Raw genomic sequence first — 14,173 nt, forward strand, 5'->3', positions numbered from 1 at the left:
CCGGACCAAGCTCGCTCCCACAGGGATGGCGGTAAGCGATTGTCAGCCTTTGATTCGGTGATCAAGCTCGTATAGGGTGGCGTTTTTACCTGACAGGGAGCTGGCCATGTTGCGTCTGAGCGCGCTGTATCGTTATCCGTTGAAGTCCGCCAAGGCCGAGACCTTGCAAGCGATCGGCCTCGATAAACTCGGACTGGACGGCGATCGCCGCTGGATGCTGGTGGACGAGGCCAGTGGGCGCTTCCTGACCCAGCGCGCGGTGGCGCAGATGAGCCAGTTGTCGGCGCTGTGGAATGCCGAGGGTGGCTTGACCCTCAGCGCGCCCGGCCATTCGCCGATCGATATTGCCATGCCTGGTAACGATGCAGAGTTGCGTGGCGTGACGATCTGGCGCGATACCTTGCGAGTCCCTGATGCGGGCGATGAAGCAGGGGCCTGGGTCAGCCGGTTCATCGGCAAACCGACACGCCTGGTGCAAGTGCCGCTGGATCGGGCGCGGATGACGGAGGCCGGCTTCGGCAAGGATGACGACCAGGTGGCCTTCGCCGATGGCTATCCGCTGTTGCTGATTGGCCAGGCCTCTCTCGAGGACTTGTCGCAACGGGTCGGGCGCCCGTTGGAGATGCTGCGTTTCCGGCCGAACCTGGTGATCGAAGGCAGTGCAGCGTTCGCCGAGGATGGCTGGAAGCGTATCCGTATCGGCGAGGCCGAGTTTCGCGTGGTCAAGTCCTGTTCGCGCTGCATCCTGACTACCATCGACCCGCAGACCGGGGAGCGCAGCGAAGATCGCGAACCCTTGGCCACCTTGCAGAAATACCGTGCCCAGGCGGACGGCGCAATGTTCGGCCAGAACCTGGTCAACGACGGCAACGGTCGACTCGAAGTCGGCATGCCGGTGGAGATCCTTGAGTAACTTTGCGCAGAATAAAAAAATGCCCGTGTCGAAAAACACGGGCATTTTTTATGGCAGTGAAGCCCGACAGGTTTAGCCGCGGTATTCGCACAGGTAAGCGGTGTCGACGGCGACTTTCAGCTGGAACTTGCTGTTGGCCGGCACGTTGAACTGGCTGCCGGCGGCGAAGGTTTCCCAGTCGCTGCTGTCTGGCAGCATGACGGTCAATGCGCCGCTGACCACGTGCATGATTTCACGCTGGCTGGTGCCGAATTCGTACTCGCCCGGAGCCATGACGCCGATGGTCGCTGGACCTTCTGCGGTGCCAAAGGCGATCGACTTGACGGTGCCGTCGAAGTACTCGTTGACTTTAAACATGGGCGATTCCTCGAAAAGGGCTAAAAAGGGCCGGCCAGTATGCACAAGGCCCCGGGAGTCGTCACCTGTCTAAAGCGGAAGAACCAGCGGCAGCAGGCGTGCGGTATTGCGCGCATCTTCCAGCGCCCGGTGTTGTTGGCCGTTGAACTGCAAGCCGGCCAGTTGCAACGCGCCGTTTAATCCCAGCGGGCGTTCCAGTCGTCTGGCCTTGGCAAAGCGCTGTTTGAGGTTCATGTGCGGTACGTTGGCCAGCATGCTGGCGAGTCCCAGTTGCTGCCAATCCTGAAGCAGTTGTTTGCGGTCGTAATCGCCCCAACTGGCCCAGCCCTCAAGTCGCGTGTGGTGTTGGCCGAGCCAGCGTTCAAACGCCGGCCAGACTTCGCCCAGCGGTTGCGCGGTATCGATGTTGGCTTGGGTGATGCGCGTCAGCTCGCGGCAAAACGGCGTCAGCAACGGCCGCCGCACAGGGCGGACGAAGCGCTGGAAGTGGTCCAGCTCGCGTCCCTTGCGGTCCACCAGAGTGGCGCCGATTTCTATGATTTCCATATCCGTTACGGGCCAACCCCCTTCATCGGTGGTGGCCTCCAGATCAATGACCAGCCAATGAGGCATTGCAGGGTTCCTGGTATCCGCGTCCTGTAGGGTTTGAGCGTAGCCAAACCCGGCAGTTCCGCCTAGCGCCTTATTCGACCTCCAACAGAATCTGCCGGTTTTTCACCTGATCCCCGACTTTGACCTGCAAGCGTTTGAGAACACCGTCGATGCCCGATTTCAATGGGTGCTCCATTTTCATCGCCTCCAGTACGACCAGCAGTTGGCCCTTGGTCACCTTGCTGCCTTCGTTGACCAGGACGTCGACAATCGCCCCGTCCATCGGCGCCTTGAGGGTACCGGAGCTGACACTGGCCTGACCGGTAACCTGCGTCTGAGTGCGATCCACGAACTGCAGGCTGCCTGGCCGGGTAAACAGCCAGAGACGCCCGGCCTCCAGACGATAGGCGTGGCGTTGGCGAACGCCTTCGATTTCCAGGGTGGCCCAGCGTCCGTCGCTGTGGATGATCTTCAGTTCGAAGCTGCGCTCGGCGACCTGAATGCGCAACGGCTGGCCCGGGATCGCCTGCAACGCTACCGGCCAGTCCTGATCCTCAAGGCCGATGCGATAGTGCAGCGGCACGCTGGCATTGTTGCGCCAACCGCCAAGCGGTGCCGGGTGAGCCTGTGCCGCCGCCTGATAAAACAGGGCGGCGACGATGGCCAAGTGGTGCGCAGCTGGGGTTTTGCGATGCAGGCAGGGGTGGTCGGCGAAGTGCTGCGCGATGAACCCGGTACTGAAATCTCCGCTGGCGAACTGCGGGTGTTCCAGCAGGCTGGCAAGCAGGCGTTGATTGCTTTGCAGCCCCAGCAGCACGCTGTCTTGTACGGCCCGCAGCAATTTGCGCCGGGCTTCTTCGCGGGTGGCACCGTGGGCGATGAGTTTGCCGAGCATCGGGTCGTAGAAGGGACTGATGAGCTGGCCTTCGATCAGGCCGTGATCAATTCGCACGCCGTCCTGCAATGCCGGTTCCCAGGCCACGATGCGCCCGGTTTGCGGCAGGAAACCCTGGGCCGGGTCTTCGGCGTACAGGCGTACTTCCATGGCGTGGCCTGTGAGTTGCACCTGTTCCTGGCGCAAGGGCAATGGTTGCCCCTCGGCGATGTTCAGTTGCCAGGCCACCAGGTCCAGCCCGGTGATCAGTTCGGTCACCGGGTGTTCCACTTGCAGTCGGGTGTTCATCTCCAGGAAATAGAACTGCCCGCGCGCATCCAGCAAAAACTCCACGGTGCCCGCGCCGACGTAGTTCACCGCGCGCCCGGCCTTGAGCGCCGCTTCGCCCATGGCCTGGCGCAACTCAGCGGTCATCACCGGGCAGGGCGCTTCCTCGATGACTTTCTGATGCCGGCGCTGCACCGAGCAATCGCGTTCGCCGAGGTAAATCAGGTTGCCATGCCGGTCACCGAACAGCTGGATCTCGACGTGACGGGGTTCGACCAGTGCCTGTTCTAGAATCAGTTCGCCGTTGCCAAAACCGTTCAAGGCTTCGGAGCGCGCGGTGCGAATCTGTTCCAGCAATTCGCGGGCGTCATGCACCAGGCGCATGCCGCGTCCACCGCCGCCAGCGCTGGCCTTGATCATCAACGGATAGCCGATGCGCTCGGCTTCGCGGCTCAGGGTGGCGTCGTCCTGTTCGGTGCCCTGATAGCCGTTGATGCACGGTACACCGGCGTCGATCATGGCGATTTTCGACAGGCGCTTGCTGCCCATCAGTTCGATGGCCTCGGGGCTGGGGCCGATGAAGGTGAAACCGGCGTCCCGGCAGGCAAGGGCAAACCCGGCGTTTTCCGAGAGGAAACCGTAGCCCGGATGGATCGCATCCGCGCCCGTGCGCCGCGCTGCGTCGAGAATGGCCGGGATATTCAGGTAAGACTGTTGCACCGGGGCCGGGCCGATATTGACCGCCTCGTCGGCCATCCGCACGTGCAGCGCATCGGCGTCGGCGTCGCTGAACACGGCGACGGTGCGATAGCCCAGTGCCTGGGCCGTGCGCTGGATGCGGCAGGCGATTTCACCGCGGTTGGCGATGAGGATTTTTTTGAGTCCGGGCATAGGGGTGTCTCTCAAATTGTGCGGTGAAAGTGCTGGCCTCTTCGCGAGCAGGCTCGCTCCCACAGGGGAATGCATTGCAAATGTGGGAGCGAGCTTGCTCGCGATGCTTTTCAGGAGGCCCACCCCGGTTTGCGTTTTTGCACGAAGGCCATCGTTCCCTCGACACCTTCGGCTCCGGTCACCGCTTCGCTGAACCATTCGGCAGCCTGATCAAGCAGCGCATCCGAGGGCTGTCCCGCACTGGCCAGCAAGAGTTTTTTGGTCGCCGCATTCGCCCCTGGCGCACAACACAGCACATGGGCCAACACCTCATCGAGACGTTCGGCCAGGGCCTGCGGATCATGCTCGACAAAATGCACCAGCCCCATGCGCCGCGCCTGGGTACCGTCGAAACGCGCCGCCGTCAGGGCCAGGCGCCGGGCCTGGGTCAAGCCGATGCGCTGCACCACGAACGGCGCGATCTGCGCTGGCAACAGGCCGAGGCTGGTTTCCGGCAGGCCGAATTGCGCCTGGTGATCGGCCAGGGCGATATCGCTGACGCAGGCCAGGCCGAGACCGCCGCCGAGTACCGCGCCTTGCAGCACCGTGATCACCACTTGAGGTGCGTGTTGCACCTCTTGCAATAGGGCGCCGAATACCCGGTTCAGGTCCTTGTGCGCGGTCGAACCTTGAGCGCGGGCATTGGCCATGTCCTTGATGTCGCCGCCGGCACAGAAGTGCCCGCCGACGCCGCCGATCACCAGGGCGCGAACTCCGGGTTTATCGCCTACCGCGGCCAGCACCGAGCGCAACTCGGCGACCATCTGCAAGCTCATCGCATTGCGGCATTCCGGGCGGTTGAGGGTGATGTGCAACACGCCGTTGTGCAGTTCCAGCAGCAAGGTCTGGCAAACCGGCAGGTTGTTCATTTCTTCTTCCCCGGCAGAATGCCCATGAGTTTGCAGATGATCCCCAGCATGATTTCGTCGGCGCCGCCGCCGATCGACACCAGCCGTACATCGCGGTAAGCCCGGGCCACCGGGTTGTCCCACATGAAGCCCATGCCACCCCAGTATTGCAGGCAACTGTCACTGACTTCGCGGCCCAGTCGCCCGGCCTTGAGCTTGGCCATGGAGGCCAGGCGCGTGACGTCCTGGCCTTTGATGTACTGCTCGGTGGCCTGATAGACCAGCGCCCGCAGGCATTCGATTTCGGTTTGCAGTTCAGCCAGGCGAAAGTGGATCACCTGATTGTCGATCAGCGCGTTGCCGAAGGTTTTGCGCTCCTTGCAGTATTCGATGGTGCTGTCGACGCAGTACTCCAGACCCTTGATCATGTTGGCCGCGCCGAACAGGCGTTCCTCCTGGAACTGCAGCATCTGCATCATGAACCCCGCGCCTTCATGACCGATGCGGTTGCGCTGCGGTACGCGCACGTTGTCGAAAAACACCTGGGCGGTTTCCGAACTGCGCATGCCGAGCTTGTCCAGATGCGAACTCAAGCTGATGCCCGGCGTGTTCATCGGCACCATGATCAGCGACTTGTTGATGTGCGGCTTGTCGTCCGAGGTGTTGGCCAGCAGGCAGATGAAGTCGGCGCTCGGCGAGTTGGTGATCCACATCTTGCTGCCGTTGATCACGTAGTCGTCGCCGTCCTTGCGCGCCGTGGTTTTCAGCCCGGCGACGTCGGAGCCGGCGCCGACTTCGGAGACACCGATGCAGCCGACCTGCTCGCCGCTGATGGCCGGGCGCAGGAATTCCTCGCGCAGTTCATCGGAGCCGAACCGTGCGAGTGCAGGTGTGCACATGTCGGTCTGCACGCCGATGGACATCGGAATGCCGCCGCAATGGATGGTGCCGAACTCTTCGGCGGCGACGATCGAATAGCTGTAGTCGAGCCCCATGCCACCGAATTTTTCCGGTTTGGAAATGCCCAGCAAACCGAGGTCGCCGGCCTTGCGGAAGATCTCGTGGATGGGGAAGCGCCCGGCCTTTTCCCATTCCTCGACGTGGGGGTTGATCTCATGCTCGACGAACTGGCGAACGGTGCGGCGCAGTGCTTCATGTTCCTGGGTGAAGATCATTTTTATTGTTCTCCTGTTAGTCGGCTTAGAGCCGCGCCACACCAAAGCTGTTGGTTTGCAGAGGCCGCCTTTCGGCCTCGTGACAGATATCCAGCAAGTAACCGAGCAAGGTCCGGGTATCGCGCGGGTCGATCAAGCCGTCGTCCCACAGGTTGGCGCTGCCGTAGAGCGCCGTGGACTGGCTGTCGAGTTTCTGCGCGGTGACTTGTTCGAGCATGTCGAGCATTTTCGGATCGGGCACCAGGCCATCCTTGGCCTGTTTGGCCTCGGTGACGATGCGCAGCACTTTGCCCGCTTGCGCGCCGCCCATCACGGCGGTGCGGCTGTTGGGCCAGGCGAAGATGAAGCGCGGGTCCAGGCCGCGCCCGCACATTGCATAGTTGCCGGCACCATAGGAGCCACCGACGACGATGGTCAGTTTCGGCACCCGGGCGTTGGCCACCGCCTGAATCATCTTCGCGCCGTGCTTGATCACGCCTTGCTGTTCCGATTCGGTGCCGACCATGAATCCGGTGGTGTTGTGGAAAAACAGCAGCGGCGTCTGGCTCTGGTCGCACAGCTGGATGAACTGCGCGGCCTTGCTCGCGCCCTTTGGCGTGATCGGGCCGTTGTTGCCGATGAAACCACAGGCGCGGCCCTGAACTTTCAGATGACCGCACACCGTCTGCTGATCGAACTCGCCCTTGAATTCAAGAAAGTTCGAAGCGTCGGCGAGGCGGGCGATGATTTCGCGCACGTCGTAGGGCTTTTTCGGATCATCCGGGATCAGCCCCAGCAGTTCATCGATGGGGTAGAGCGGTTCCTTCCAGCGACGTTCGGGTAGTGGGGGCAACTGCTCGTTCCATGGCAACAGGCTGACGATCTCGCGTACCTGACGCACGCCGTCGGCGTCGTTTTCAGCCAGGTATTCGGCGGTGCCGGCGGTTTGTGCGTGCATCTCGGCGCCGCCCAGCTCTTCATCGGTGGCCACTTCGCCGGTGGCGGCCTTGAGCAGTGGGGGACCTGCGAGAAACAGCTTGGCCTTGCCGCGTACCACCACCACGTAATCCGACAGTCCCGGCTGATACGCGCCGCCCGCCGTGGCCGAACCGTGCACCACGGTGACCTGCGGCAAACCCATGGCCGACATCCGCGCCTGATTGGCAAAGCTGCGTGCGCCTTCGACGAAAATCTCCGCCGCGTAATTGAGGTTGGCGCCGCCGCTTTCGGCGAGGGTGATCACCGGCAGTTTGTTTTCCATGGCGATCTGTTGCAGGCGCAGGGATTTCTTCAAACCGCTGGGAGAGATGGTTCCGCCCCTGATCGCGCTGTTGTTCGCCACCACCAGCACGCGCACGCCGGACACGTAGCCGATGCCGGCGATCAAGCCGCCACCGGCGCAGCTGCCGTCCTTGTCGTCGTGCAGCTTGTAGCCGGCCAGGCTCGCCAGTTCGAGAAACGGCGCACCGGGGTCCAGCAGCAGATTGAGGCGTTCCCGGGGCAGCAACTGGCCGCGTTTTTCGAACTTCGGCCTGGCTTCGTCAGCCTTGTTCAGCAGGTTCTGTTCGAGCACGCGAACTTGCTCGATGGCGCTCAGCATCACCGCACGGTTCTGGGCGAACGACTCGCTGTGGGGATCGAGTAACGATTGAATCACCGGCATGGGTTATTCCTTGTCCTTCAATACGTCGGGTATGTAGGCGCGGTGGAAACCGTTGTACGACTCGCTGTTGGTCGCCTTGTGGATCGGCCAGGCGCGGCCGCCGAGGCTGGCGGCGCCGTCGATGCGCAAGGTGCTGCCGCTGACGAACGCCGCTGCCGGGCTGAGGAGGAAAACTATCGCCGCGCTGACTTCCGATTCGGTGCCGATACGCTTGAGCGGCACATGTTCGCGCAGGGTCGGGATCACGGCCTTGAAGGCGCCTTCGTAGGTGTCCATGCCGCTGGAGGCAATCCACCCCGGCGCCACGGCGTTGACCCGCACCCCGGCATGACCCCATTCGTACGCGGCAGTCTTGGTGAGGTTGTCCATGCCCGAACGTGCTGCGCCGGAGTGGCCCATGCCCGGCATGCCGCCCCACATGTCGGCGAGCATATTGACGATGGCCCCGCCGTGCTTGCTCATGGACTGGTTGAACACTTCCCGGGCCATCAGGAAACCGCCCACCAGATTGGTGCGCATCACGGTTTCGAAACCCTTCTGATTGATCGAGGCCAAGGGCGACGGGTACTGCCCGCCCGCATTGTTGACCAGACCATGAATGGGGCCATGCTTGCGAATCAATTCGCTGACCAGGTGCTGCACCGATTCTTCCTCGCGGATGTCGCAAACCGCCCAATCGGCCTTGCCACCGTCTTCGGCAATCTCCGCCGCAACGGTTTTCAGCTTGTCGGCCTTGCGCCCGACCAGCAGCACATGGGCGCCGAGGGCCGCCAGTTCGTGGGCGGTGCAGCGGCCGATGCCACTGCCGCCACCGGTGACGATGATGTTTTGGCCGGCAAACAAATCGGCTTTGAAAATCGAATCGTAGGCCATGGCGGCAATCCTCTAGTTGAACTGGTCGGCGATGCGCTGCGGCACCGGAATCTGGATTTCCAGCAATTGCTGGGCGAAGGCCTTGCCTTGCGGATCGATGCGCAGGCTGGCGACACCGCCGCCGCCGAGGGCGTTTTCCAGCAGGAAATTCAGGCTGTGGCTGGCGGGCAAGTACCAGCGCTCGACTCGCCCGTGGATTGGATCGAGGACGTGGCCCATCCAGTCGACGAGCACCTCCGGGGTCAAGGCTTCGGCGATCCACGGCAGGAACTCGGGCTCGCGGGCCATGACGCCGATGTTGCTGTGGTTGCCCTTGTCGCCCGAGCGGGCGACCGCCAGTTTGACCAGGGCCACGCTGGCGTCGGCCAGGCCAACCGGTTTCGGTGGTGCGATCGGGGTTGGCAGGGCCAGCGGGTCGAGCACATCCAGGGCGGGCAGGGCACACGAGCGGCGCTGCCCGATGAAATCAATGTCCAGCGTGCAGGCGGTTTTGTCGATCAGGAACGAGAACAGCCGGATCAGCGGATACACGGTCGGCCGGCCTCCGACAATGCCGGTCAGCCCCGGCGCCATGCCGGTGGCGGCCTGGGCGATTTCCCGGGAGAACACGATCAACGCCTGCTTGTCCGGATGGCGCACCGCGAGTTTGATCACCACTTCGCGGCTGTCCTGACGCTGGCCGTGGGGGCCGTAGGTGGCCTCGCTGCCCAGCAACTCGATACTCACGTCGCTGTACGGCGCCCAGCCGCGCTGGCGGAACATTTCCGAGGTCTTGTTGATGATCGCATCAGCAACCCGCCGCGCCTTGTCGACGGCATCGATGCCGGCAATCAGGCAACTGGCGGTGCAGCGGAAACCATCGGGGTACGTGGCGCTGACCTTGTATTGCGCGGTCGGCGGCAAGCCTTTGGCACCGTGTACCTGCACCGCATTCCTGCCTTGTTGCAGCAGTTTGACCTGAGTGAAATCGCACACCACGTCGGGCAGCAGATACGCCCGCGGGTCGCCGATTTCATACAGCATCTGTTCGCCCACTGTCAGCGGCGTGACCAGCCCGCCGGTACCTTCGGGTTTGCTGACGATGAACTGGCTGTCGGCGCTGACTTCGACGATGGGAAAACCGATGTGTTCGTAGTCGGGCACGTCGCGCCAGTCGGTAAAGTTGCCGCCCGTGCACTGGGCGCCGCATTCGATGATGTGCCCGGCCAATGCCGCCTGGGCGAGCTTGTCGTAGTCGTGCCACGACCAGCCGAACTCGTGCACCAGCGCGGCGCTGACCACCGCACTGTCGACCACGCGCCCGGTGATCACGATGTCCGCCCCCAGGCGCAGGGCTTCGACAATGCCGGGTGCGCCGAGGTAGGCGTTGGTCGAGACACACATCGATGGCAGGGGCGCGCCACTGAACATTTCATGAATGCGCAGGTTGCGCAGCTGTTTGAATTGCGGTTGCAGGTCGTCACCCAGCAACACGGCGATCTTCAGCGCCACCCCGGCCTTGTCGCAGGCCGCTTGCAGGGCGGCGGCGCAGGCTTGGGGATTGACCCCGCCGGCATTACTGATGACCCGAATGTTTTGCTGCGCAAGCTGCGGCAGCAAGGGCGCGAGCACTTCGATGAAGTCGCCCGCATAGCCGGCCTGGGGATCTTTCATCCGCGCGCCGGCCATGATCGACAGGGTGATTTCGGCCAGGTAATCGAAGACCAGATAGTCCAGATGCCCGTGTTCCACCAGCTGCGCGGCAGCGGTCGAGGTATCGCCCCAGAAGGCGCTGGCGCAACCGATGCGAATTGTTTTAGGCGCAGTCCATTCCATAACTACCTCCAACCGAAGTGCATCGACATTACCAAGCAAGCGCTTGGTTTGTAAATGACTTGATTATCTTCTGCCCAAGCGCTTGCTTGGTTGCACCCATACGCTTAAATTGCCCGCGCAACCCCGCTGTTTTCGGGGGGATCGGCGTTATTGATTGAACGACTGTAGGAGAGAACGGGTGGACGAGCAAAAAGCCCTGAGGGTGATGCGCCAATTGGTCGACGACGGCCAACTGACCGACCCGGACAGCGCCCGTGGCAAGCTGCTGCAAGTGGCGGCCCACCTGTTCCGCAATAAAGGCTATGAACGCACGACCGTGCGCGACCTGGCCGGCGCCGTGGGCATTCAGTCCGGAAGCATTTTTCATCACTTCAAGAGCAAGGACGAAATCCTGCGGGCGGTGATGGAGGAGACCATTCTCTACAACACCGCGTTGATGCGAGCGGCCATCGCCGAGGCCGGCAGTGTGCGCGAGCAAGTGCTGGCGCTGATCCGGTGTGAATTGCAGTCGATCATGGGCGGCAGCGGCGAGGCCATGGCCGTGCTGGTCTACGAATGGCGCTCGCTGTCCGAAGAGGGCCAGGCCAAGGTCCTGGCGCTGCGGGACATCTACGAAGACATCTGGCTGCAAGTGTTGGGCGAAGCCAAGAACGCCGGGTTTATCCGCGGCGATGTGTTCATCACCCGCCGCTTCCTGACCGGCGCATTGTCCTGGACCACCACCTGGTTTCGCGCCGGCGGCAGCATGAGCCTCGATCAGTTGGCCGATGAGGCGTTGATTCTGGTGCTGGAAGACCGGCAATAAGCTTGTATTGGCCTACATTAAACTGGCTAACTGGGCGAAACCGCCTAGCTTGAATGCATTGGTACCGTTTTATTGGGGAGTGGGGGCGTTTTCATGGGTTCACCAATTCGGTCAGCCTCGCGGCTTTTGCTGTCGATGTTTGCGGCGTCAGCGATGATGCCGTCCCAGGCTGCGCAACTGGTGCGCATTGGTGCCGCGCACTTTCCGCCTTACACCGTGCGCCCGGAATCCGGGGCCGATACCGGGTTGCTGCCGCAACTGGTCGAGGCCCTGAATGCGTCGCAAACTGACTACCAGTTTATCCTGGTGCCCACTTCCATTCCCCGGCGCTTCGGTGATTTCAAGCAGGGCCGGGTCGACATGGCCATCTTCGAAAATCCCGCCTGGGGTTGGGAAGATATCCCCCATACTGCCGTCGACATGGGCTTGGAGGACGCCGAGATTTTTGTCGCGCAACGCCTGCCCGATCGACAGCAAAGCTATTTTGCCGACCTGAAAGGCAAGCGCCTGGCACTGTTCAGTGGCTATCACTACGAGTTCGCCAACTTCAATGCCGACCCCCTGTACCTCGCGAAAAACTACAACGCCACGCTGACCTATTCCCATGACAGCAATCTGCTGATGGTATTGCGCGACCGGGCCGACATCGCCCTGGTCACGCGTTCGTACCTGAGCGACTACTTCCTGCGCAATGAAAAAGTCGCTGGCGAGTTGCTGGCGTCCCAGCGCGTCGACCAGGTCTATCACCACTACGCCATTCTGCGTCCGACCGCGCCCATCACTGGCGAAGCCTTCGGCAAGCTGTTGCAAGGCTTGCGGGACAATGGCCAGATGTTGAAGATTTTCGAACCGTACAAGATTGCGCTGGTGCCGGTCCAGCGCAACGCACCGGCGCCACAAGCCGCCAAATGATGGTCTTTGCCTAAATTTCCCGCCGTGGCTCACGTCACCTCGTTGAACTGTCGACGATTATCGTGAGCCCGACCCATGTCCGATCTGAATGAACTGACTGCCTTGTGTCTGCCGACAGGCAGTCGTCTTGCCGCTGATGAAACCGATTGCTGCCTGAGCCTCAGCCTGGAAGGGCAACCGTTGCCCGCCCTGCGGCTCAGTCGTGGCCCCGAGTTGCACGTGCAACTGGAGGAGCGTTTCAGGCGCCCCGAAGGGCAGGCATTGTGGGCGGCCTGTTACTGGCTGTTCGCTCGCGACCCCGACTGCCAGTGTCTTACCTGGCAACTGCAAGAGGTGCCGGACGAAGCCGTGTCCGGCGGTCTGCTGATTCCAACTCCCGTCAGCGGCCAGTATCGCTGCGAGCGCACCGTGTTCTGGCAGTTGCCGCAGCCGTGGCTGGGGCATTCCCTGACCGGCAGCTACCCGCAGCAAATGCTCATCACCGACGGCAAGCGTCATCCACGGCGGCCGGTCAAGCCTCGTGGTGAAGTGTATCGACGCTTCGATGCGCGGCTGGGTGCCCGGGTTTCCCTGCGCACGCTGGACATCGAGCAAGACCTGGCACGCTTCAACCGCTGGCAGAACAGCCCGCGAGTCGCCAGTTTCTGGCAGGAGGAGGGCAGCCTCGAACAGCATCGCCAATACCTGAGCAAACTCGAGGCCGACCCGCACACGCTGACGCTGATCGGTTGTTTCGACGATCAGCCCTTCGCTTATTTCGAAGCCTACTGGGCCAGGGAAGATCGCATCTCACCCTTCTACGAGGCCAGCAATTACGACCGTGGCATTCACATGCTGGTGGGGGAAGAAAATCACCGCGGTCCGCACAAGGTGGCGAGCTGGTTATCGGCGCTGGTGCATTACCTGTTTCTCGATGATCCGCGCACCCAGCGCGTGGTTGCCGAGCCCCGTGCCGATAACGCGAAGATGATCGGTTATATGCAGGAACAGCGCTTTCACTGCGAGAAAGAGTTCGACTTCCCGCACAAGCGCGCGGCCTTGATGGTGTTGGGGCGGGAGCGGTTTTTTGACCGCTGTACACTGGCTTGAGGCGTAAGGCTCACGATTTTTGGCGGTCTTGAGTGCCCCATCGCGAGCAGGCTCGCTCCCACATTTACCCTGTGCTCGCAGGACCCTGTGTGCGAGCCTGCTCGCGATGGAGGCGCTGAAAAATCGGATCTTATTGGCGAGCAGCCATATCGCCCCGGTTGCCCGACACCTTGCGGCAGTGCACCAGCGCATCACGGATCATGAAGTTCACCAGGGTCGGCGAGACGCCGAGTTCCTTGGCGATGTCCTTTTGCGGTACGCCGTGCAGGCGATACATCTCGAAGGCGTAGCGGGTGCGGCTCGGCAACTCGGTCAACGCATCGGCAATGTGCTCCAGCGTCGAAAAATTGATGTGCGAGGTTTCCGGCGACGCACCCTGAATCACCACATTCAGCCCTTCCTCTTCAGGACCGGAATACTTCTGCTCCAGCGCCTGCTTGCGGTAGTGGTCGATCGCCAGGTTGCGCACGATCTGGAACAGGTAGCTGAGCTGAGCCTTGATCGAACTGGTGATGGGCGGGGCCGATTGCAGCCGGAAGAATGCGTCCTGCACAACATCTTCGGCACGTGAGCGGCAACCGGTAATTCGGGCTGCGATCTTCACCAGAATCAGTCGATTGTCGACGAATGCCTGAAGTAGCGGTGTATCGCACCTGCTTGTGGATACTGGTTCCATCATGGAAATCACCCTGCTGCCAAAAGGTTAGTGGGACGGCGAAAAACCGGGGGGCGTCCTACACATCGAGCGACAAATTAGGCTTAATGATAATGATTGTCAAATGAGAAAAAGAATTAATGCGCTGCAGCGATGCAGAGTGAGAACTGCGACACGCTGACTCACTTCACACCTCTTTGTGTTCCAGCCTGGCGACTAATTATCTCCAGACGTCATCCGTTCTCATTGGTGAATGCAACAGCGCAATCCTCATACCCCCTGTAGGAGCGAGCTTGCTCGCGATGGACGTTAACGATGACGCGTTGCCATTGGATAAACGCGGCGCCGGTGAGCCCATCGCGAGCAAGCTCGCTCCTACAGGGGGTATGAGGATTGCGCTGTTGCA

13 protein-coding genes are annotated in these 14,173 nt (G+C 61.8%); 4 read left to right on the top strand and 9 right to left on the bottom strand.

What is annotated here, in order from left to right; all coding sequences use genetic code 11:
• Positions 1–106 precede the first annotated feature (106 nt).
• A complete protein-coding gene (locus BSF44_RS28020) occupies positions 107–913 on the top strand; it encodes an MOSC domain-containing protein (protein WP_095946251.1) in 807 nt (268 codons plus the stop codon).
• 72 nt (positions 914–985) lie between these two features.
• On the opposite strand, the gene BSF44_RS28025 is transcribed toward BSF44_RS28020, so the two are convergent.
• The 8 genes from BSF44_RS28025 to BSF44_RS28060 all read right to left on the bottom strand — a co-directional run bounded on the left by BSF44_RS28025 (position 986) and on the right by BSF44_RS28060 (position 10,306).
• Positions 986–1,270: a pyrimidine/purine nucleoside phosphorylase gene (locus tag BSF44_RS28025; RefSeq protein ID WP_095946252.1), complete on the bottom strand. Its 285-nt coding sequence runs from the start codon at positions 1,268–1,270 to the stop codon at positions 986–988.
• 69 nt (positions 1,271–1,339) lie between these two features.
• Positions 1,340–1,882, bottom strand: a complete 543-nt coding sequence (locus BSF44_RS28030; protein WP_095946253.1) for an exonuclease domain-containing protein — start codon at positions 1,880–1,882, stop codon at positions 1,340–1,342.
• A gap of 70 nt (positions 1,883–1,952) precedes the next feature.
• The gene (locus BSF44_RS28035) at positions 1,953–3,914 is read right to left on the bottom strand and encodes an acetyl/propionyl/methylcrotonyl-CoA carboxylase subunit alpha (protein WP_095946254.1); all 1,962 of its coding nucleotides are present in this window, start codon (positions 3,912–3,914) and stop codon (positions 1,953–1,955) included.
• 110 nt (positions 3,915–4,024) lie between these two features.
• Positions 4,025–4,822, bottom strand: a complete 798-nt coding sequence (locus BSF44_RS28040; RefSeq protein ID WP_095946255.1) for an enoyl-CoA hydratase/isomerase family protein — start codon at positions 4,820–4,822, stop codon at positions 4,025–4,027.
• Complete coding sequence (gene atuD / locus BSF44_RS28045) at positions 4,819–5,976, bottom strand: citronellyl-CoA dehydrogenase (protein WP_008049124.1); 1,158 nt, start codon at positions 5,974–5,976, stop codon at positions 4,819–4,821. The genes BSF44_RS28040 and atuD overlap by 4 nt, the downstream gene beginning before the upstream one ends.
• Before the next feature lie 25 nt (positions 5,977–6,001).
• Positions 6,002–7,618 (bottom strand): geranyl-CoA carboxylase subunit beta, encoded by a 1,617-nt coding sequence (gene atuC, locus BSF44_RS28050; RefSeq protein ID WP_095946256.1) that lies wholly within the window; start codon positions 7,616–7,618, stop codon positions 6,002–6,004.
• A gap of 3 nt (positions 7,619–7,621) precedes the next feature.
• Positions 7,622–8,491 (bottom strand): SDR family oxidoreductase, encoded by an 870-nt coding sequence (locus tag BSF44_RS28055; protein WP_095946257.1) that lies wholly within the window; start codon positions 8,489–8,491, stop codon positions 7,622–7,624.
• 12 nt (positions 8,492–8,503) lie between these two features.
• Positions 8,504–10,306, bottom strand: coding sequence for an acyclic terpene utilization AtuA family protein (locus BSF44_RS28060; protein WP_095946258.1), 1,803 nt, complete (start codon positions 10,304–10,306; stop codon positions 8,504–8,506).
• 178 nt (positions 10,307–10,484) lie between these two features.
• Between BSF44_RS28060 and BSF44_RS28065 the strand changes: the two genes are divergently transcribed.
• From BSF44_RS28065 to BSF44_RS28075, 3 genes are all read left to right on the top strand, one after another.
• The gene (locus tag BSF44_RS28065; RefSeq protein WP_095946259.1) at positions 10,485–11,111 is read left to right on the top strand and encodes a TetR/AcrR family transcriptional regulator; all 627 of its coding nucleotides are present in this window, start codon (positions 10,485–10,487) and stop codon (positions 11,109–11,111) included.
• Positions 11,112–11,204: 93 nt separating this feature from the next.
• Positions 11,205–12,023 (top strand): ABC transporter substrate-binding protein, encoded by an 819-nt coding sequence (locus BSF44_RS28070; RefSeq protein WP_095946260.1) that lies wholly within the window; start codon positions 11,205–11,207, stop codon positions 12,021–12,023.
• A gap of 75 nt (positions 12,024–12,098) precedes the next feature.
• A complete protein-coding gene (locus tag BSF44_RS28075; RefSeq protein ID WP_095946261.1) occupies positions 12,099–13,112 on the top strand; it encodes a GNAT family N-acetyltransferase in 1,014 nt (337 codons plus the stop codon).
• Between the two features lie 130 nt (positions 13,113–13,242).
• On the opposite strand, the gene BSF44_RS28080 is transcribed toward BSF44_RS28075, so the two are convergent.
• Positions 13,243–13,791, bottom strand: coding sequence for an RNA polymerase factor sigma-70 (locus BSF44_RS28080; protein ID WP_095946262.1), 549 nt, complete (start codon positions 13,789–13,791; stop codon positions 13,243–13,245).
• Positions 13,792–14,173: the final 382 nt, after the last annotated feature.

It is taken from the genome of Pseudomonas sp. ACN8, assembly GCF_002303925.1.
GTDB lineage: Bacteria > Pseudomonadota > Gammaproteobacteria > Pseudomonadales > Pseudomonadaceae > Aquipseudomonas.